Annotated in this window: 20 protein-coding genes; 3 read left to right on the forward strand and 17 right to left on the reverse strand. The window is 38.8% G+C overall.

The window, feature by feature from the left end; all coding sequences use genetic code 11:
* Window positions 1-100: 100 nt before the first annotated feature.
* Window positions 101-1,222 carry a GerAB/ArcD/ProY family transporter gene (locus ACIQZG_RS00550; protein WP_402753208.1) on the forward strand — a complete coding sequence of 374 codons (1,122 nt, stop codon included), beginning with the start codon at window positions 101-103 and terminating at the stop codon, window positions 1,220-1,222.
* A 517-nt stretch (window positions 1,223-1,739) separates the two neighbouring features.
* Here the strand turns inward: ACIQZG_RS00550 and lepA are convergent.
* The 3 genes from lepA to gpr all read right to left on the reverse strand — a co-directional run bounded on the left by lepA (window position 1,740) and on the right by gpr (window position 5,681).
* Window positions 1,740-3,566 (reverse strand): translation elongation factor 4, encoded by a 1,827-nt coding sequence (gene lepA / locus ACIQZG_RS00555; protein WP_402753209.1) that lies wholly within the window; start codon window positions 3,564-3,566, stop codon window positions 1,740-1,742.
* A gap of 101 nt (window positions 3,567-3,667) precedes the next feature.
* The gene (spoIIP, locus tag ACIQZG_RS00560) at window positions 3,668-4,516 is read right to left on the reverse strand and encodes a stage II sporulation protein P (protein WP_402753210.1); all 849 of its coding nucleotides are present in this window, start codon (window positions 4,514-4,516) and stop codon (window positions 3,668-3,670) included.
* 148 nt (window positions 4,517-4,664) lie between these two features.
* The gene (gene gpr, locus ACIQZG_RS00565; protein WP_402753211.1) at window positions 4,665-5,681 is read right to left on the reverse strand and encodes a GPR endopeptidase; all 1,017 of its coding nucleotides are present in this window, start codon (window positions 5,679-5,681) and stop codon (window positions 4,665-4,667) included.
* Window positions 5,682-5,843: 162 nt separating this feature from the next.
* Between gpr and rpsT the strand changes: the two genes are divergently transcribed.
* Window positions 5,844-6,092 carry a 30S ribosomal protein S20 gene (gene rpsT, locus ACIQZG_RS00570; protein WP_402753212.1) on the forward strand — a complete coding sequence of 83 codons (249 nt, stop codon included), beginning with the start codon at window positions 5,844-5,846 and terminating at the stop codon, window positions 6,090-6,092.
* Between the two features lie 96 nt (window positions 6,093-6,188).
* Here rpsT and ACIQZG_RS00575 read toward each other — a convergent pair whose 3' ends face one another.
* Both ACIQZG_RS00575 and holA read right to left on the reverse strand, forming a co-directional pair.
* On the reverse strand, window positions 6,189-7,223 hold the full coding sequence (locus ACIQZG_RS00575; RefSeq protein ID WP_402753213.1) for an acyltransferase: 1,035 nt from the start codon (window positions 7,221-7,223) through the stop codon (window positions 6,189-6,191).
* A gap of 57 nt (window positions 7,224-7,280) precedes the next feature.
* On the reverse strand, window positions 7,281-8,291 hold the full coding sequence (gene holA, locus ACIQZG_RS00580; protein WP_402753214.1) for a DNA polymerase III subunit delta: 1,011 nt from the start codon (window positions 8,289-8,291) through the stop codon (window positions 7,281-7,283).
* Between the two features lie 164 nt (window positions 8,292-8,455).
* On the opposite strand from holA, the gene ACIQZG_RS00585 reads away from it, so the two are divergent.
* Window positions 8,456-8,593 (forward strand): YqzM family protein, encoded by a 138-nt coding sequence (locus ACIQZG_RS00585; protein ID WP_402753215.1) that lies wholly within the window; start codon window positions 8,456-8,458, stop codon window positions 8,591-8,593.
* A gap of 35 nt (window positions 8,594-8,628) precedes the next feature.
* Here the strand turns inward: ACIQZG_RS00585 and ACIQZG_RS00590 are convergent, their stop codons facing one another.
* The 12 genes from ACIQZG_RS00590 to ACIQZG_RS00645 all read right to left on the reverse strand — a co-directional run bounded on the left by ACIQZG_RS00590 (window position 8,629) and on the right by ACIQZG_RS00645 (window position 18,521).
* Window positions 8,629-10,881, reverse strand: a complete 2,253-nt coding sequence (locus tag ACIQZG_RS00590; protein ID WP_402753216.1) for a DNA internalization-related competence protein ComEC/Rec2 — start codon at window positions 10,879-10,881, stop codon at window positions 8,629-8,631.
* A gap of 35 nt (window positions 10,882-10,916) precedes the next feature.
* The gene (locus ACIQZG_RS00595) at window positions 10,917-11,486 is read right to left on the reverse strand and encodes a ComE operon protein 2 (RefSeq protein ID WP_402753217.1); all 570 of its coding nucleotides are present in this window, start codon (window positions 11,484-11,486) and stop codon (window positions 10,917-10,919) included.
* Window positions 11,487-11,575: 89 nt separating this feature from the next.
* The gene (locus tag ACIQZG_RS00600; protein WP_402753218.1) at window positions 11,576-12,223 is read right to left on the reverse strand and encodes a helix-hairpin-helix domain-containing protein; all 648 of its coding nucleotides are present in this window, start codon (window positions 12,221-12,223) and stop codon (window positions 11,576-11,578) included.
* A 451-nt stretch (window positions 12,224-12,674) separates the two neighbouring features.
* Complete coding sequence (locus tag ACIQZG_RS00605; protein ID WP_402753219.1) at window positions 12,675-13,415, reverse strand: class I SAM-dependent DNA methyltransferase; 741 nt, start codon at window positions 13,413-13,415, stop codon at window positions 12,675-12,677.
* A 2-nt stretch (window positions 13,416-13,417) separates the two neighbouring features.
* Window positions 13,418-13,762: a ribosome silencing factor gene (gene rsfS, locus ACIQZG_RS00610; protein ID WP_402753220.1), complete on the reverse strand. Its 345-nt coding sequence runs from the start codon at window positions 13,760-13,762 to the stop codon at window positions 13,418-13,420.
* Window positions 13,759-14,331, reverse strand: a complete 573-nt coding sequence (gene yqeK, locus ACIQZG_RS00615; protein ID WP_402753221.1) for a bis(5'-nucleosyl)-tetraphosphatase (symmetrical) YqeK — start codon at window positions 14,329-14,331, stop codon at window positions 13,759-13,761. The genes rsfS and yqeK overlap by 4 nt, the downstream gene beginning before the upstream one ends.
* Window positions 14,300-14,890 carry a nicotinate-nucleotide adenylyltransferase gene (locus ACIQZG_RS00620; RefSeq protein WP_402753222.1) on the reverse strand — a complete coding sequence of 197 codons (591 nt, stop codon included), beginning with the start codon at window positions 14,888-14,890 and terminating at the stop codon, window positions 14,300-14,302. Before ACIQZG_RS00620 ends, yqeK begins: the two co-directional genes overlap by 32 nt.
* Window positions 14,891-14,899: 9 nt before the next feature.
* Window positions 14,900-15,202: a ribosome assembly RNA-binding protein YhbY gene (gene yhbY, locus ACIQZG_RS00625; protein WP_402753223.1), complete on the reverse strand. Its 303-nt coding sequence runs from the start codon at window positions 15,200-15,202 to the stop codon at window positions 14,900-14,902.
* Window positions 15,203-15,207: 5 nt separating this feature from the next.
* Window positions 15,208-16,038 carry a shikimate dehydrogenase gene (gene aroE / locus ACIQZG_RS00630; protein ID WP_402753224.1) on the reverse strand — a complete coding sequence of 277 codons (831 nt, stop codon included), beginning with the start codon at window positions 16,036-16,038 and terminating at the stop codon, window positions 15,208-15,210.
* 42 nt (window positions 16,039-16,080) lie between these two features.
* The gene (gene yqeH, locus ACIQZG_RS00635; protein ID WP_402753225.1) at window positions 16,081-17,184 is read right to left on the reverse strand and encodes a ribosome biogenesis GTPase YqeH; all 1,104 of its coding nucleotides are present in this window, start codon (window positions 17,182-17,184) and stop codon (window positions 16,081-16,083) included.
* Window positions 17,181-17,702: a YqeG family HAD IIIA-type phosphatase gene (locus tag ACIQZG_RS00640; protein ID WP_402753226.1), complete on the reverse strand. Its 522-nt coding sequence runs from the start codon at window positions 17,700-17,702 to the stop codon at window positions 17,181-17,183. Before ACIQZG_RS00640 ends, yqeH begins: the two co-directional genes overlap by 4 nt.
* Before the next feature lie 36 nt (window positions 17,703-17,738).
* Window positions 17,739-18,521: a phosphatidylserine decarboxylase gene (locus ACIQZG_RS00645; RefSeq protein ID WP_402753227.1), complete on the reverse strand. Its 783-nt coding sequence runs from the start codon at window positions 18,519-18,521 to the stop codon at window positions 17,739-17,741.
* Window positions 18,522-18,588 lie beyond the last annotated feature (67 nt).

Genomic DNA, 18,588 nt, shown 5'->3' on the forward strand with positions numbered 1-18,588 from the left:
TAATCCTTGTATTTGAACATAAATCATTAAATCAATTTCAGTCCAGAGGTTTCGAAGGTAATGAAGATATACATTTCTAGAACGTAATGAGGTGATAAGTTTGAAAGAAGAAATTATTAGCGCGCGTCAGTATACAATAATTGTAATTCTATATTCCATAGGTACAGCTATATTAATAATTCCTTCTTCCTTAGCAAGTGAAATTAAACAAGATGCTTGGATTGCGGCAATAGTCGGAGTGGTCTTAAGTATTTTAGTAATAAAGCTTTTCATCTCTTTAGGAAATAAGACTCCTGATTTATCGTTCGTGGAAGCTAATGAAAGAATTTTAGGTAAGTTTATTGGTAAATTCACATCCATTAGTTTTATAACTTTAACCTTTCTTTCAGCAAGTGAATTATTTTATTTCATCGGGATTTTTATGCAAACTGTAGTAATGCCAGAGACACCTACAGTCGCATTCGTAATATTGTTCACTATCGTTATCATGTATGGCTCGTTTTTAGGTATTGAAGTATTTGCACGTACTACAGAATTCATATTCCCTTTATTTTTGCTCTTATTTATTATATTTGTCATATTTGTTTCTCCAGATATTAACGTAAAAAATATACAACCAATATTTGAAACATCAACAATGTCACTCCTGTTTGGTGCTTTTTATTTTATGAGCTTTTTTTCGTTTCCATTGATTGTATTATTAATGATATTCCCTTCCGCTATTAATGAACATCAGTCTACGCAAAAAGGTTTTTATTTAGGGACAATAGCTGGAGGTCTAATATTAACTATTATCATAGCTTTGAGTATACTTGTACTGGGTGCTACAATTACATCCCTTAAAATTTTTCCTAGCTATACATTGGCTAAAAATATTTCTGTAGGGAATTTTCTGCAAAGAGTTGAGATGATAATGGCTTTTTTGTGGATAATTACAATTTTTGTTAGGTCATTTCTTTATTTTTACGCATCCGTAAAGGGTATAGCACAATTACTTAATATTAAAGATCATAGACCACTTATCTTACCACTTGGTATGATTTCAATCGTACTTTCCCAAATTATTCATCCGAATACCATTCATTCATCTTACTATAATAGGGATATTTGGCCACTATTTTCTTTAACAGTTACCATTTTATTGCCTTTGTTATTACTTTTTGTTGCAAAATTACGTAACATTAAATGCGCTGAAAAAGAAAGTAAAAAAACAAACACATAGATAAGACTCACTATCAACAAACATTCAATTAGTTCTATATTTTATATTTCCATCCCACCCAATTATCATGTTTCGTCTACTATTTATCTATGGACGGCTAAAAACCACTTCGCTCCGCTTCAGGAGTAGACCGCCCCCAAGCATGTATCATTTTAGCCCATACGACAGTAATGCCCTAGGTTATACGCATGAAGGAAGTCTACAGTTACCAAACACTCTACAGCCTTACTATAAGCTCCAACATATCCATTCAACAATGTTAATCAAAAATGGACAACCAATAAAAATTGTCAAAAAAAAAGATTAGGACATAGCGGTCTTCAGTAACTACTGAAGACCGCTATGTCCATTTAACTCAAAAGATGGGCCTGGATGCTGTCAATATTTTTGATTCCATCGCAAAAGATTTATAAAATTGCTGGCACAATTTAATAGCGGTGGCAAATTGGTGGCATCCTCGACCCATCTTATATAAAATTATTGGTTTATAACCCCTATAAACATTGTTATATGAACGTTACTTCGTATCATCCATCTTCAATACTGCCATAAAGGCTTCTTGTGGGACTTCGACTGAACCAACTTGTTTCATACGTTTCTTACCTGCTTTTTGTTTTTCAAGTAATTTACGTTTACGTGAGATATCCCCACCGTAACATTTTGCAAGTACGTTTTTACCCATTGATTTAATTGTTGAACGTGCTACAATTTTTTGACCAATTGCTGCTTGAACTGGTACCTCAAATTGTTGGCGTGGGATTAATTCTTTTAGTTTTTCTACGATTACTTTACCGCGTTCATAAGCAAAGTCACGGTGAACGATGAAGCTAAGTGCATCGACTTGTTCACCATTAAGAAGGATATCCATTTTTACAAGTTTCGATGGTTTGTAGCCAATTAACTCATAGTCAAACGATGCATAACCTTTTGTGTTTGATTTTAGGTAATCAAAGAAATCATAGACAATTTCTGATAGTGGCATTTCATAAATGATACTAACACGTGTAGTATCGATGTAATCCATCGCCATGAAATTACCACGTTTAAGTTGGCAAAGCTCCATTACAGCCCCAACATAATCATTCGGCACCATAATCGTCGCCTTAACATACGGTTCTTCTACACGGTCAATTTTTTGTGGATCTGGCATCATTGATGGGTTATCAACTTTTAATGACAAGCCATCTGTCTTATGCACATCGTAAATTACAGATGGAGCCGTTGTAATTAGGTCAATATTGAATTCACGCTCGATACGTTCCTGAATGATTTCCATGTGCAATAGTCCTAAGAATCCACAACGGAAACCGAAGCCAAGTGCTTGTGATGTTTCAGGTTCAAATTGAAGTGCGGAGTCATTTAACTCTAATTTTTCTAACGCATCACGTAAGTCATTATATTTCGCCGTGTCAATCGGGTATAAACCGCAGAATACCATTGGATTTAAACGACGGTAACCAGCTAACGCTTCAGTTGCTGGGCGATCCGCAAATGTAACTGTATCCCCTACACGTGTGTCAGCAACATTTTTAATAGACGCTGTTAAGTAACCAACATCTCCGACAGTTAGTTCCTTTTGTGGTGTAATTTTTGGTGTGTGAATGCCGACTTCAATAACTTCAAATTCAGCACCAGTAGCCATCATGCGAATTTTATCGCCCGCTTTAACTGTACCGTTCACGATACGGATCGAGATGATAACACCTTTATACGCATCATACACAGAGTCGAAAATTAACGCTTGTAAAGGCGCATCTGGATCACCTGTTGGTGCAGGTACTTTCTCTACGATTTGTTCTAAAATTTCTTCAATACCGATACCAGCTTTAGCAGAAGCTAATACTGCTTCAGAAGCATCTAACCCAATAACATCTTCGACCTCTTGGCGTACACGCTCCGGGTCTGCCGCTGGTAAATCGATTTTATTGATAACTGGTAAAATTTCAAGGTCATTATCAAGCGCTAAGTATACGTTCGCTAGTGTTTGTGCTTCAATTCCTTGTGCTGCATCCACGACTAAAATAGCACCTTCACAAGCAGCTAGACTTCGTGATACTTCATATGTGAAATCGACATGTCCTGGTGTATCGATTAAATGGAATGTATACACTTCTCCGTCTTTTGCTTCATATTTTAATTGTACTGCATTTAATTTAATGGTAATGCCTCGCTCACGCTCTAAGTCCATTGAGTCGAGTAGCTGTGCTTTCATTTCACGGGAAGTTAGTGCTTTCGTTTGCTCTAAAAGACGGTCAGCAAGCGTAGATTTCCCGTGGTCAATATGTGCAATAATAGAGAAATTTCGAATATTCTCTTGTCTTTTTAAACGTGCTTCTCGGTTCATATCTTCCACTCCTAATTAAACTATACTGAATTATAGCAGTCTCACGCTAGTTTGCGCAATGACAGAGTGAATTTATTGAGTAAACGAGAAGTTTTTTACAATTAATTTATTATCTCCGAAGCAAAGGCATTTGAAATCGCCTTCCCTAATATTGCAATCGTACGTTTTAACTCTTCCTCTGTATTCTCTACACCACCAAGTTCAACGATAATCATTTCTTTTGCTAAATCTTGATTGTAGAGACCATTACCACCTTCGCCGTCTTTCGATATAACACCCCGTGAAATATTTGGGATAAGCTTATTCATTGCAGTAGATAAGCTATCCGCGTAGGCTGTATTCCATCTGAAGTTTGGATGCTCCTCTCCTACAACTAAAGCAATTTTCGCATATGTTTCGTTATTGTAAGTTATCGTTGAAGCTTTTTTAGATATTCCATCCCTATGCACATCTAAAATAAGATCATAGGATTGTTCCTTCAAATGATTTGCTAGATATGGGCGTACCGTACTGTAAGCGTAGCGCATATCCTTACCCTCTTTCTTCAAGAGCTCCATAACATCAACATCCAACACATCCGTTTGTAAACCGCTAGACTGGAAATTGTTGACGATATCATCCTTGAATTTATAAATATTTGTTTGAGTATCATAATTTGCTACTTTTCCACTGACTTTTTGCACCATCGGCCCATACGATTCATGTGAATGTGTAAATAAGATTAACACTTGAAACGGATCTTTCGTTTGAATCAGATCTTTCGTCATTTCGAGATCACTTTGTTCAGATGAATTTGTAGCAGCAAACACAACCTGCTGTTTTTCTTCTGCCTGTTTTTCCTGTTTGATCGGAGTTGATGCCTGCTTATTGAACGGAAGTTGCCCTGCAATGACAGGTAATACGAAGAAGAACAATAATAAACCAGCTGACCATTGTAGTTTTTTTAGCAAAGGTTACACCCTCCTCCCCATATCGTATGGAGGGAGGGTGTCTTTTAGAACGATGAAATTTGACTCATTATAATTCCATCAATTTGATTATTATTTAGTGACCAAACGAAAAAAAGCTGGCGTTTTAGCACCAACTAATTTTTAAAAATTATAGAGTGTTTGCCCAATTTGTGAGCATCGACGTAATTAGTTTCGCATACTTTTCAACCCAAGCATCCGCTTCTTTCGGCGATACCATAAGCTGTGCATTTGAAGCAGCAATCGTTTCCTCAAACAGTTGGTGTCTTTCTTCCTTCGACCAAGTAGCCCATTCACCAAATATCGGCGTTACTAGTGACATATCGAGTTCTTTATTTATATCTGGTCGCCATGAAGAAAGTGACAGTTTAGCAGATGGTTTACCTCGTTCTGCAACTCGTGCCGCTATAGACCGTAACATTAGTTCTACAGCATCTGCGATTAAGACTGGTGCATCTACTACAGTTGGTACGCCAATTGCTGTAACAGGGACTCCTAGCACCTCTTGAGATATCTCTTGGCGCTGATTACCTACTCCAGACCCTGGATGTATACCTGTATTTGTTAACTGGATGGTTTTACATAGCCGCTCACTTGATCTACTAGCAAGTGCATCAATGACAATAATCAATTTTGGCTGAATTCGTTCTGCAAGCGCTGCAACAAATTCACCAGTTTCATAGCCTGTTTGCCCTGTTACACCTGGCGCATACATAACAAACTTATCATCGATTTGCTCAAGATTATGCAAATGGTCAATTACCAAAGGCCCTACAGCATCCGGTGTAATCGTCCGATTGCCAAGTCCAATTATTAATATTTTGTCGTCATTTCCCAAAGCTATCGATTCGTGCAACTTTTTAAATTGTTTGAGTAACGACTCTCCAAGCTGATGAAAGCCGTCCTTGTCGTCTGGTGTTAGCGTAGGTACGGAAAGAGTTATATATTGTCCTTCCTTTTTACCAATCTGCTTTTCACCCTCATCATTGACCTGAACATGTGTTATTTTAACGCGTCCTTCAGTTTGATCTTCAATATGGACACCACTTGATTGTTTAAGCGTATCTTTTTGTTCTTTGGTCTGATGTAAAACAATTTCTTCTGATTCATCTATTAAATCCGTACGTTGCCAATTTAGTTTTTGCATACTATTCACCTCGCTATTAGTTTGGTCAAACTGTCAAGTAAATATTCTTTGCATTTAACTATTGCAATTTGGGCGTGCGTTTGTTAAAATGATTTTTGTTGTATTGACACACGAAATCAATGAGAAGTTATCATCTCGTACCTAATTTAGGAGGTGAAAGATATGCCAAACATTAAATCTGCGATTAAACGCGTAAAAGTTAACGCAAAAGCTAACGTTGCTAACACTCAAGCGAAATCTGCAATGCGTACTACAGTGAAAAAAGCTGAAAACGCTGTTGCTGCTAAAGCTGAAAACGCACAAGAACTTTTACAAGCAGCTTACAAATCTTTAGATAAAGCAGCTTCAAAAGGACTTATCCACAAAAACGCGGCGGCTCGTAAAAAGTCTCGCCTAGCTAAAAAAGCGTAAGTGTTTATAAAAGATCAGTTTACTCTTTATTGAGTAACTGGTCTTTTTTTATTTCAAAATAAAAAAACGCCTATCCTATTGATAGACGTTTTTAAGTTATACAATTTTGCGTAATCCCGGAATCTTTTGAATGATCCATATTACGATTGTGCAAATGACCAATACAATTAATACTTGTAGCGGAATGGCAAGTAGCGGTTTCATAAAGAGCTCATTGCCTTCAAAAAATAACGGACGTACTTTATCTAACACCATTGCGTGTACTAAATAGATACCAAAACTCGTTTGACCAATGAGCATAACAAGACGACTCGTTTGATAGGTATCCTTTTCGACCTTATGATTAATCCAATACTTACAGAATACAAATAATGCAATACTCATCGCAATAACATTCGGGCTTGAATAGGAGAACGCATAGCTAGTAAATTGCCCCTGTGCTTCTGTCAACGCATTTGTTCGCACGATCGTTTCTAAAGCTCCTATGACACCAATTGCGTAAATAAGGATGCGCCATTTTTTTTCTATCTCAAATTTCGCCAGGTAATAGCCGAGTAAAAAGAAACCTATGTACTCACTTAACGGGAAAAAGAGTGTGAAATCATTGCTGTAAAGAAAAGAATAATAACGGAAGCCTCCGTAAAAAAGGATCCATAAGCCAGCTAAATAACCTATCATTTGACGTGACGCATGGTTGATGAAAATATTAAATATTGGCGCCAGTAAATAAATACCGATTAAAGCGTAAAAATACCATAAATGATAGTACACTTTATTATTGAAAAATAGGATTAAAAATTCTTTCACGGAATAGCCCGGATTCCACATATATGTTGCCCATGCATAATACACGAGAGACCATACGATAAACGGCAACAAAATTTTATTTGCCCGTTTCTTAAAGAAATCTCCAAGTGGCTCTTCTTTACGTCCGAGTAATAATGCCCCACTGATCATTAAGAAAATTGGCACACACCAGCGAGACAATGCGTTAAAAATAATGCCTGTTTGCCAATCTCCTGCATCTATTTTACCGTAAAGCACAACATAAGGTGTCGCAGCATGCAATAACAGCACACCTAGAATCGCAATTGCACGCAAGTTGTCCATATACTGAATTCGTTTTTGCATGTTAAAAAACCCCCTACGACATTATACAACCATTTATGCACATGATGGTAACTGTGTTTACATAGATTTCAGTAAAAACAATTCTAAATAGCGCTCTCGATTGCCGCCAGCTGTTTTTAATTGCATGTCGACTTCAGCCAACTGATACAAAGCTTTTAATAAACTTTCTTCAGATGGACGATTTCGTTGTTCAACCATCAGTTTTACACGATAAGGATGAATTTTTAGGTTTTTTGCAATTTGTTGCGGATGGTAACCCTTTTTTTGTAAATAAAAAACATTCGACATCGTTCGTACATTGGAAGCAAGTAAGCCTACCAACATAATTGGTTCTTGTTTTTGACGCAGTAAATCATGATAAATAGACAATGCAGCTACATGATCATGAGCAAAATAGGCATTTAACATTTTAAAAGCATCTTGCTCCAGCGTTTTGGCTACTAAATCCTCAACTAACGCAGGCGTAATTTCTCCGCTTTCCCCTAAATACAGTGCCATCTTTTCAATTTCCATTTGAAGCTGAAGCATATTTGGTCCAACCATCGTCACAAGATATTCGATCGCATCCTGTGTAATGGTTTTACCTTCTGCTTTCACAAGACCCTTAATCCACACTGCTAAATCTTGCTCTTTCGGCGTTTCTGCATGTACGAACAGTGCATGTTCTTTCATCATTTTTGTGACTTTTTTTCGTTCATCTAGCTTCTCATAAGGTGCAATAAAGACCGTCACCGAAAAATCAGAAGGGTTTGCAAGCCATGCCTCTAAACGTTTCACATCGTGGTCGATTTTTTCCTTTCCTTTTTCTGTTGCCTTTAAAAACGATGCGTTTTTTGCAATGATCAGCTTACGCTCTGAAAAAAACGGAATTGTATCTGCCTCATCCATTACTGCATCCACTGGTACTTCCTCTAAATCAAATGTACTTATTTCTATATCTTCTTCAGGGCCAAGTGCATCCTTTAAACGTTGTACCGTTTCATCTATAAAGTAAGATTCCTCACCAACTAGCAAATAAACTGGTGCGAGTTCACCTTTTTTTATATTGTTCCAAACTGTTGAAATCATAATTTTCCCTCCAAATAACTATACTAGTAGTATACATGATTTATGCGCAATTGTGACTTTGACCGAATTGTGTCTATTCTTACAAACACTGTTATTTCTTGTATTCCATATAGCTTTTATGAAAACGATGTCTTATAATAAATAACAGAATTGGAGGGATAGCAATGAATCCATTTGAAGGTAAAAACATTCAATGCAGACGTAACGACGCAATCGATTCTGGGATTGGTTTTGGCGTATCATTTGCAGTCTTCACTGTTATGTTCATTATCGCAACAGTAGTAGATTTCGTATCTATGTAATCCAGCACTTATATGTATCATTGAAAAAGACCTTGTTATTGGACAAGGTCTTTTTCTTTATGAATCGACCAGCTATCTCCATGAATACGAACTTCTATCGTACCATCCGTACCCGTTGTCAACGTTGGCAAACCTCGGCTCGTAAAACGCTCGACGACTACATCATGCGGATGACGATAACGATTATTACGCCCCGCACTAAATATAGTTAGCTCGGGTTTTAGAAGCTCCACAAACGGTTCAATGCTTGATGTTTTACTGCCATGATGTCCTGCTTTTAAAAGCGTCATATTAGCTAGCTGACGGTCATAGAGCTTGATGAGCTGTTGTTCCCCATTCTCCTCCAAATCACCTGTTAACAATGCTCGAAACGACTTCTGCTGCATGTATAGTACAAGTGAATCATCATTGCCTTCATAATCGACATCCTGTGGCCATAAATAATGAAAGCTTGTCTCACCTACTCGCCAACCTGTTCCCTGCATTTTCTCCTTCACCTGTACTCGCTGCTTTGCCGCTTCTGAAAGCAAATCATTCATTACAGGCTTGTCAAGAGAACCCGGTGTCACATGAATTTCACGCATTCCTATTTCCTCTAGAACCTCTTCGGCACCCTCTACATGATCGGCATCTGCATGTGTCACGATAAAAATATTGATGTCCCGTATCCCTTTTCCCTTTAAAAAGGGGACAACAACCTGCTTTCCAACCTCGTACGGGCTCTGTGAAGCCTTCCAAGCCTCTTGGTCAAAGCGTAACACTCCACCTGAATCAACGACGTATACAGCCCTTCTAAACGGCAATTCAACGACTGTACAATCACCCTGCCCTACATTTAAAAACGTTAATCTTGTCTCGTTATAAAATAACGGTGCAAAATGAATACAAAATATAGGTACTATTAACACAATTGTAAACCTACGATACCTCCGCATCTCTAAAAAATAAAACCCAAGGAGGACACTGATAAATGCAACACTGACAAGCCATATTGCAGGTTTACCCGGTGCCCATAACTGGAGTGGCAATGCCTGCAAATATAAAATTGCCTCGGTCAACCATTCACGCAGTGGCTCATAAACGACGAATAATAATTTCGCTATAGGCATCGCAGCAAATGTTGCTACGAGCAGTACAATATTTACGGGTAAAATGACAAAGGAAAATAGCGGTACAAAGACAATATTCACTAATAATGAGGAAATGGAGATTTCATAAAAATGATGGAGTAATATGGGGTAAACAAGTAACTGACACACAAAAGTTATTAGAAATGACTGCATCAACCTACTTTTAGCTCGTTTAAAAATGACACCCGAGTAGACAAGACTAGCCGTTGCTAAATACGACAACTGAAAGCCAACTTGAAAAATAACACCAGGCTCAAGGAGGACAAAACCGATAAAACTAATTGCCAGTGCATCGTCAATCGGTACGCGCCACTTCACATAACGCATAAGCATGACAAACTCTACAACTGATACCGCACGCCATACTGACGGCGCACCACCTGCTATAAAACCATAGACAGGTAAAATAATAAGCAGTACAATCGCAGCCACCTCTTTGCGTACACCAATACGAAGTAGACCCTCGAAAAACAACCACGAAACAAGTGCTACATGAAGCCCAGAAATCGCAAATAGATGCGTAATACCGAGTTTTTGATAGGCACGCTGTAATTCCTCATCCACATTGTCCTGCAAGCCAATCAGTAATGCCTGTGCTTCTGCAGCAAGTGCTGAAGGAAATGTCGCTTCAATGTGCTTTTTCAATTGAAAACGTTGCTTTGCAAGAAATGTACGAATCGACTTTTCCTCTGATACAAACGTCCAGCTCTTTACTTCAAATGTTCCACTAGCACCTTTACTCACGAGATAATCTTCCATCGAAAAGGCATAAATATGTGCGGGTGGATTTGGCGGTACAAGTTCACCTTGTACGCGATACGTAAAGCCAGTAATAGGCGTTGTCTCATAATACTTTTTCTCTTTCTCAGTAGCAAAAGTATAGACAGTATACAATTTTTCACCTGTCTTAGTTTTGGCAAAGCCGCGCAGCTTTTGCCCATTAATTTTATATTCACTTGTCCACGTTAGTTGAAAAGACGACGGTAAAGGGGAAGGCTCCGTCAGTTGGATGATTGAAATGAAGAAAAAAGATAGGAATCCGGCACCCACTACGAATGCCGAAATAATACGCCGCTCGCCTTTTACAGTAAGCCAAACAGCTAGAACTACTAGTACGACAAGTAGCCAAGCTGACTTATGTGCTGCTATAGACGCCACAAGTACAGCTAATGCTACGTAAATCCATTTATGCTCTACAGCGTTTTTCCAAATAATTCGCTCACCTTCTGTTCATACGGGAGCAATTTTTCTGCTGGCATACCACTTGCACGCAGTTCATTCAACATGTCTATGTACAAAGCAAGCTTGTCATCACTTAAAAAATCAATTTTTCGTTCATCAAATGGAACATGTACCACTTCCACGCCTGCTTTTTTAAATAAATCCTGTGCATATGGATTATTTTTATAATCTGTTGCGTAATAGACACGATGAATTCCAGCTTGAATAATTGATTTTGTACATGGCAAGCAAGGGAAATGCGTCACATACAGGTCAGCACCTTTTGTTGGTGTGCCGTATTTTGCACATTGTAACAGGGCATTCATCTCAGCATGCACAGTTCGCACACAATGATTGTCTATTACATAACAACCTTCCTCGATGCAATGCTCATCGCCAGTAATCGAGCCGTTATAGCCCCCTGCAATTATACGTTTATCACGCACAACCGTTGCACCCACTGACAGTCTTGTACAAGTACTTCGTAGTGCTAGTAAATGGCTTTGTGCCATAAAAAATTGATCCCAAGTAATACGCTCCATATGACTACCTCCAAAATATTTTCTTTCTAGTATATAGGTTACAGCACTTTTTGAAAAGAATCGTCAATACAACATGAATTTTGAAGAGTCTATTTAACTGTTATTGAATCTTTTAGTTTTTCATATGTTTTGTCACCAATGCCGGTAACTTTTTTTAAATCCTCAATCGTTTGGAAACCACCATTTTCTTCTCGGTAGCTGATAATGCTTTGTGCCTTCGAGGGGCCTATACCAGAAAGTGTCGTGAGTACCGATTCATCAGCTTTATTTAAATTGACTTTACCGTCCTTAGCGCCACTACTACCCATAGACGGACCAGTAGTTGGCATCGTAACAAAATCTGTCGTTACTTCATTAAGCTGCTCACCCTTCTTAGGAATATAAATGACCATCTCATCCTGCACTTTTTGCGCATGATTAATAAGCTGCGTATCCGCTTCCGTTGTATAGCCACCAGCAAGTTGTACAGCATCAATAATGCGTTGTTCCTCACTTAATGAATAGACACCTGGATGCAAAATAGCACCTTTTACATCGACTAGCACCTGCTGTAAGACCGCTTCTACTACAGGCTCTATCGTTTCTGTTTGTTCAGTAGGTTGGATTGTTTCGATGAGCTCTTCTTGGGGAGATGAAGAGTCAATACTCGAAAAATAGAAGTAACAAAGTCCAATGATCACAAGTCCGCCCGGTAGCAGCATGCTCTTGCCGTATTTTTGCCATAAAGATTGGATCATAAAAATACATCCCTTCTATGCAAAAGGCAAATCATATGGAGTCAACTTAATCATACAATATTTCCCTGGCGCTGAAAAGAAGTACTACTCTTAGTATGGCTTTTCACCAAAATCTGTTAGACGCGAACGCTACAAAGTTTTTTATACGGACATCTTGAATTAAGCTGATGGTATTATTATGCCATTTGTAGAAAAAATAAGTTCAACACCAAAACTTGGAATGATATTGTGTATTAATTAGATTGTCCATTGATCGGAGTGAAAGCTGGGCTACTCCTGTGGAATTAGCGTCACAGATGAGACCATGGAGCAAACGCAGTGAGGGAAGCGGCTCATCGGACGCCCCTAGAAAGCGGCCAGACGGAACGGAAATCACCCTCACATTATCGTAGTGGCCCTATTTTGAAACGCAAAAAACAGCTTGCCGGAAATTCATCCAACAAGCTGTTCATTATTTGACCGCACGTATAAAAATGCGCTCGCTTTCATATTCCGGTGCCTCATCTGTAAAATCAGCTGTTACTTCAACATCAGTAAAGCCGATAGTACGAAGCCATGTCATATACTGTTCTACAGGGAATGTACGTTGGTTGTGTTCCTCATCGAAACGTTCGTACAAGCCACTTGCTACATCACGCACGTAAAACGTCATTTGATGTACAACAGAATGGTCAAACTCGCCTGGCTCTGTATGCCACACATAGCTAATATCACCATCATCATACGTAAACGGTCCATCTAAAAAGATATCATCCATTTTAAATAACGAATGCACATCAAAAAATAATTGACCGCCATTACGTAATGCTCCGTAGATACGCTCTAGCGTCGCATAGACGTCCGCTTCTTCCACGACATAGTTCAATGAGTCAATCGCGATTGTTACAGCGTCTAGCGCCTCAAAACCGTCTAGTTCATGCATTGACATGCTATAAAGCGGCACATGCAATCCTGCTTCGGCAAAACGCTCTGCTGCCATCGCTAACATATCCTCAGATAAATCAATTCCACTCACCTTATAGCCGGCATTTGCAAGCATCAGGCCAAGCACACCCGTGCCACAGCCGATATCTAAAAGGCTAGGATAGTCTTTGCTCGGTGCATGCTGCTTAATCCATTCCACATAACGATCATATGGAATATCTGTTTGCAGTTCATCATACACCTCCGCAAATCGTTCATAACTGCTCAAACTTATGCTTGTGGTATGTCTAGTTGCGGTGCATCGCCCCATAGACGTTCTAGGTTATAGTAAGAACGCTCATCTTTGTGGAATACGTGTGCTACTACATCCCCAAGGTCTACTAATACCCAGCGTGCGCCATCGAAACCTTCCACGCGACGAATTTCATGTCCTTCTTTCACTGCTACATCTTGTAATTCACGTGCAATCGCTTGTACTTGGCGATCTGAATTACCATGTGCAATGATGAAGTAATCTGCTAAAAGTGAAATTCCTTGCATATTTAAGACAACAATATCCTCACCATGTTTGTCATCGATTGCTTTGTATGCTGCTTGTAATAAAGTTGAAGTCATCCTTCACTTTCCTCTCTTTTGGTTATATCGTTATAACATTCTATTGAAACTGGATAAATGGCTTGCTTCGTATCGATTAAAAAAGATAACGTATGACGCATACAAGCACTTACTGCTTTATCTAGATCTTTCTGTGCTTTTTTTCGCAGACGATCTACACCATCAAATTTACGATTCGGTTCAATCATATCTGCAACAAAAAGAATTTTTTCAAGCTTACTCATGCAAACGCGTCCTGTCGTATGAAAACGAATTGCATTTAGCATATCCTCATCGGTAATGCCAAACTCACTCTCTGCAATATACGCTCCAACTGGTCCATGTAGTAATTCACTACCCCAACCTAGAAGACGCTGATCCAAGTTTTCATCACGGACAATTTGCTCCATCCAATCAATATCAGCGTATTTCGCTATATCATGTAGTATGGCTGCTGTCTCCGCTTTTTTTGCATCCTCATCATAACGCTCAGCTAACAAAATAGCTGTTTCCATCACACCAATGGTATGGATATAGCGTTTCTCTGGCATGCGTGGTTTAATCGCCGCTAAATACTGTTCGCGTTCCATAAAGACCTTCCTCTCGTATGAACGACTCTACTGCTTCTGGCAGTAAAAATGTAACCGTTCCTCCAGTAGCAAGGCGTTCACGAATTAACGTTGACGATAAATCGATTTGTGGTACTTCCACCATTGTAACAGGGAAATCCGTTTTCGCCGCTGTACCAGGTCGTTTAACACCAACGAACTGTACAAGCTTGACCAACTCTTCGATACAATACCATGTATGAAGCGTATCAATCATATCTCCACCAATAATGAAATAAAACTTCACATTCGGCTCTCTCGCACAAAGCGCCGCTAATGTCTCATATGAATAAGACACGCCACCTTTTTCTACCTCAAACAACTCTGTACGAAAATGTGGATACGGTGCTATTGAAAATTTCACCATTTCAATGCGTTCATCGTTGCTCGCATCGTGAGGTGCCTGCTTATGTGGAGGTAATGCATTTGGCATAAAACGAACCTCATCTAAGTCCAGTGCATGAAAAACTTCATTCGCCATTATTAGATGCCCGATATGTGGTGGATTAAACGTCCCACCGAGTAAACCGACTTTTTTCATCGTCTCACCTTACTTCGCTACTTTTGGTAACACAATCTTTTTATTGTTGCGTGATTCTTTATATAAAACAACTGTTAAGCCGATTAATTGAACAAGTTCTGCACGCGCACCTTTTGCAAGTGCCTCTGCCACTTCTTGTTTTTCATCTTCACAATTATCTAAAATACGGACTTTAATCAGTTCACGTACTTCTAATGCTTCACGAATTTGTTTTGTCATTTCGTCATTTACGCCGCCTTTTCCAACTTGGAAAATTGGTGTTAAATGATGTGCCTCAGCACGTAAAAAACGTTTTTGTTTACCTGTTAACATAAAATCTATTGTCCTCCCAATTGCACTTGTAATTGCGCAATCATTGAATTTGTATTTGGATATTCATCAAGCCAATATTTAAAAGCTATGGCACCTTGATGTACAAACATCCCAAGACCTGTTACTACACGTGCACCTTTTTCCTCAGCCGCTTGCAAAAAAGGCGTCATTAATGGATTATACACAATATCCGCAACAATTGCGCCTTTTGTGAGTCGATTAAGTGAAAAAGGCATCGAAAAATTGCCCGTAGCAAGGCCAGCCGACGTCATTTGTACCAAAATGCCGAAGTCGCCTAGGTTTTCTTCTGCTTCTGCCAATGAAATCGCATGACCTATGCCCATCTCATCGACAATCGTTTGTGCATTTGCAACCGTACGATTGGCGATTGTCAAATTTGTATAGCCTTGTTGCTGCATTGCAAAGGCAATTCCACGAGCTGCTCCACCAGCACCAATCAGTAGCACATGCTTGTCTTTATGATGTGTGCCAACCGCTTCTTCAAGTGATCGGACAAAACCTACACCGTCCGTATTATAGCCTTTTAACTTGCCGTCTTTCGATCGAACGACAGTATTGACTGCACCCATTTTTGCTGCAAGCTCATCTAACTCATCTAGATAGGGAATGATGGCTGTTTTATGTGGGATTGTGACGTTCCAGCCACTTGCACCTAACGTTTTAAAGCCTGCAATTGCTGCTTCTAAATTTTCTGGTGTTACATGTACTGGAATATACGCCGCATCGATTGCCATTTCTTCAAACCAAGCATTATGCATTGCTGGTGATTTCGAATGTTCAATCGGATCACCAATAACCGCAAACCATTTCTTCATTTCCTGTTCCTCTTCTCTACTTATCCTTACATTTTCTATAACCTAAATTAATGATGGACGAATCGATACTTGTACACCTTTTGGCGCGTATGCTGCAACTACAACATTCGGATGTTGCACTGTAATCCAGCCCAGTCCTGAGAACACCACGTCTGTTTTCGCTTCTTTAATCGAAAACTCATGACGTACTAGTTCTGGTAGTTTGTCGATAAAGTCGGCTGTTGGTGGTGCCAGTAATTCACCTTTATGTTCAGCATATAATGTATCGGCTTTTTCAAGTTTCGTACGGTGAATTGGTAGATCATTAGCAATGTGTACCGTAAAGGCTGAACGATCTCCCTTGATGAAATCAAAGCGAGCCAATGCACCAATAAATAACGTCTGACCAGCATTTTGCTGATACACTTTTGGCTTAATTTCTTTTTTCGGCATAATGTATTTTAATTCACTTGAATCAATATGATGAGCCATTTGGTGGTGATTAATGATACCTGGTGTGTCATATAATGAACTACCGTCATCAAGTGGAATTTCAATCATATCAAGTGTTGTTCCTGGGAAATGGGATGTCGTGATCACTTCACCTTCACCCGTTGCTTGTTTAATAATACGGTTGATGAACGTAGATTTACCAACATTTGTACAACCTACAACATACACATTTTGACCATTTCGATATTGGTCAATTGCTTCCATCGCTTCCGCCATACCTTTACCTTTATGCGCACTCACTAATAACACATCAATTGGTTGGAGGCCAAGTGCTTTTGCTTCACGTTTTAACCAGTTGATGACCTTCTTTGGCTTCACTGATTTTGGTAATAAATCGGCTTTGTTTGCCACAAGTAGTACCGGATTCTTACCGACAAAGCGATGTAGTCCTGGTAACCAACTTCCATTGAAGTCAAAAATATCGACGATTTTAACGATTAAGCCTTGCTGTGTTCCAAGACCGTTTAAAATACGTAAAAAGTCGTCATCAGTTAATGACACCGGTTGAATTTCATTATAATTTTTCAAACGGAAGCAACGTTGGCAAATAACCACGTCTTTTTCTAAGGATGAAGGGGGTGCATACCCGATTGCTGTTTTATCTTCTGTTTGAATTGTTGTACCACAGCCAATACAATTTGGCATTTCGTTCATTCTTTGTCCTCCCAAGTCAGTTTACCTTTTCGTTTCAAATCATTGAATACACGTCGTTCAATGAAACGATTGAATTTTGTTACAAAGCCATCTGATTGTGCAACAGGCTTTACTAAAATTGTGTGCAAGCCTAAACGATTAGCGCCCATCACATCCGTTAGTAGCTGGTCTCCCACCATAACTACTTCATTTGGACGTAGGCCTAATTGAATAATCGCACCATAAAACGCATTACGTAGTGGCTTTCTTGCTTTATGAATATACGGAATATCCAATGGCTCTGCAAAGGCTTTTACACGTGCCTCATTATTATTAGATGCAATAATAATACGAATACCTGCTTCTTTCATAATACGGAGCCATACAATCAACTCTTCCGTTGCATCTGCACGATCCCATTCTACAAGCGTATTATCTAAATCTGTAATAATCCCTTTAATTCCTAAGTCTTGAAGTTTTTCTGGTGTAATGTCGAAAACACTCGTGACAAATTCATTTGGTAATAAAAAATTATACAAAATAGTAACCCCTAATCTAAACGTATTATTCGCCTATTATAGCATATTTGCGAATGCTTCACCCATTCGAATTGCGCTTCCCTTGACAACATTTTCTGTGAACTCAATTGAATCCTTTTCAAATAACATTACAACTGTCGAACCAAATGAAAAATAGCCAACCTCTTGACCTTTTTTCCAATGTTCAGATCTATTTGTCAGAACAATCGAATTTACAAACGTAGCACCAACTTTAATAAATGCTACTTGTTTGCCATCTGCAAGTTTAAGTTCTGTAACTTGGCGGTAATTATGGGAAATTGGTTTTTTCCCATACGTTAAACCTAGCTTATTTACCGGATAGGACTTGTTGCCAAGCGTATATTGGCGAAGCACTTTTCCGTCAATAGGGCTATGAATACGGTGATAGTCTGCAGGACTTAAATAAAACACGACATAATAACCATCTATATACTTAGTAGCGCGTTCATCATTACCTAGTAAATCTTGCAATGCATACGGTTTTCGCTTTACTTGGAACGTCATATCCCACTCAATCCGCCCAAACGATTCAATTTTGGCGTCTACTGGACTTGCGAAAGTAGACGGACTTTGTGCAATTGGACGTGCATCTTCAAGTAGCTCTCTTGTAAAAAAATCATGTAAACTTGAAAATTGTTGTGGTTTTTTTGAAACTTCTTCAAGGTTTATATCGTATACTTTCATATAGCTTGGAATTATACGTTTGCTCCACTTTGCTTTGGCAATGTTTTGTAAAATATTGGAGGATTGTTTGCCATTCGTTAATTCAATTAAGCCTTGATATAGTTTTTCTTTCATAAAGCAAAACTCCTATCGATTAAATTTGACTGTCATTTTTTTTTCATTCGAAGTATAATGATAAAAT

The sequence above is a fragment of the Lysinibacillus sp. NPDC096418 genome (assembly GCF_044762775.1).
GTDB lineage: Bacteria > Bacillota > Bacilli > Bacillales_A > Planococcaceae > Lysinibacillus.

What these genes read in the sequence shown, in the direction of transcription:
- ACIQZG_RS00600 (WP_402753218.1), bottom strand. Translation starts at nt 12,223, where the DNA reads ATGATCCAATCTTTATGGCAAAAATACGGCAAGAGCATGCTGCTACCG.
- yqeH (WP_402753225.1), bottom strand. Translation starts at nt 17,184, where the DNA reads ATGAACGAAATGCCAAATTGTATTGGCTGTGGTACAACAATTCAAACA.
- ACIQZG_RS00585 (WP_402753215.1), top strand. Translation starts at nt 8,456, where the DNA reads ATGAATCCATTTGAAGGTAAAAACATTCAATGCAGACGTAACGACGCA.
- rsfS (WP_402753220.1), bottom strand. Translation starts at nt 13,762, where the DNA reads ATGACTTCAACTTTATTACAAGCAGCATACAAAGCAATCGATGACAAA.
- yqeK (WP_402753221.1), bottom strand. Translation starts at nt 14,331, where the DNA reads ATGGAACGCGAACAGTATTTAGCGGCGATTAAACCACGCATGCCAGAG.
- ACIQZG_RS00620 (WP_402753222.1), bottom strand. Translation starts at nt 14,890, where the DNA reads ATGAAAAAAGTCGGTTTACTCGGTGGGACGTTTAATCCACCACATATC.
- ACIQZG_RS00595 (WP_402753217.1), bottom strand. Translation starts at nt 11,486, where the DNA reads ATGGAGCGTATTACTTGGGATCAATTTTTTATGGCACAAAGCCATTTA.
- aroE (WP_402753224.1), bottom strand. Translation starts at nt 16,038, where the DNA reads ATGAAGAAATGGTTTGCGGTTATTGGTGATCCGATTGAACATTCGAAA.
- gpr (WP_402753211.1), bottom strand. Translation starts at nt 5,681, where the DNA reads ATGCAAAAACTAAATTGGCAACGTACGGATTTAATAGATGAATCAGAA.
- ACIQZG_RS00575 (WP_402753213.1), bottom strand. Translation starts at nt 7,223, where the DNA reads ATGCAAAAACGAATTCAGTATATGGACAACTTGCGTGCAATTGCGATT.
- lepA (WP_402753209.1), bottom strand. Translation starts at nt 3,566, where the DNA reads ATGAACCGAGAAGCACGTTTAAAAAGACAAGAGAATATTCGAAATTTC.
- rpsT (WP_402753212.1), top strand. Translation starts at nt 5,844, where the DNA reads ATGCCAAACATTAAATCTGCGATTAAACGCGTAAAAGTTAACGCAAAA.
- holA (WP_402753214.1), bottom strand. Translation starts at nt 8,291, where the DNA reads ATGATTTCAACAGTTTGGAACAATATAAAAAAAGGTGAACTCGCACCA.
- yhbY (WP_402753223.1), bottom strand. Translation starts at nt 15,202, where the DNA reads ATGTTAACAGGTAAACAAAAACGTTTTTTACGTGCTGAGGCACATCAT.
- ACIQZG_RS00645 (WP_402753227.1), bottom strand. Translation starts at nt 18,521, where the DNA reads ATGAAAGAAAAACTATATCAAGGCTTAATTGAATTAACGAATGGCAAA.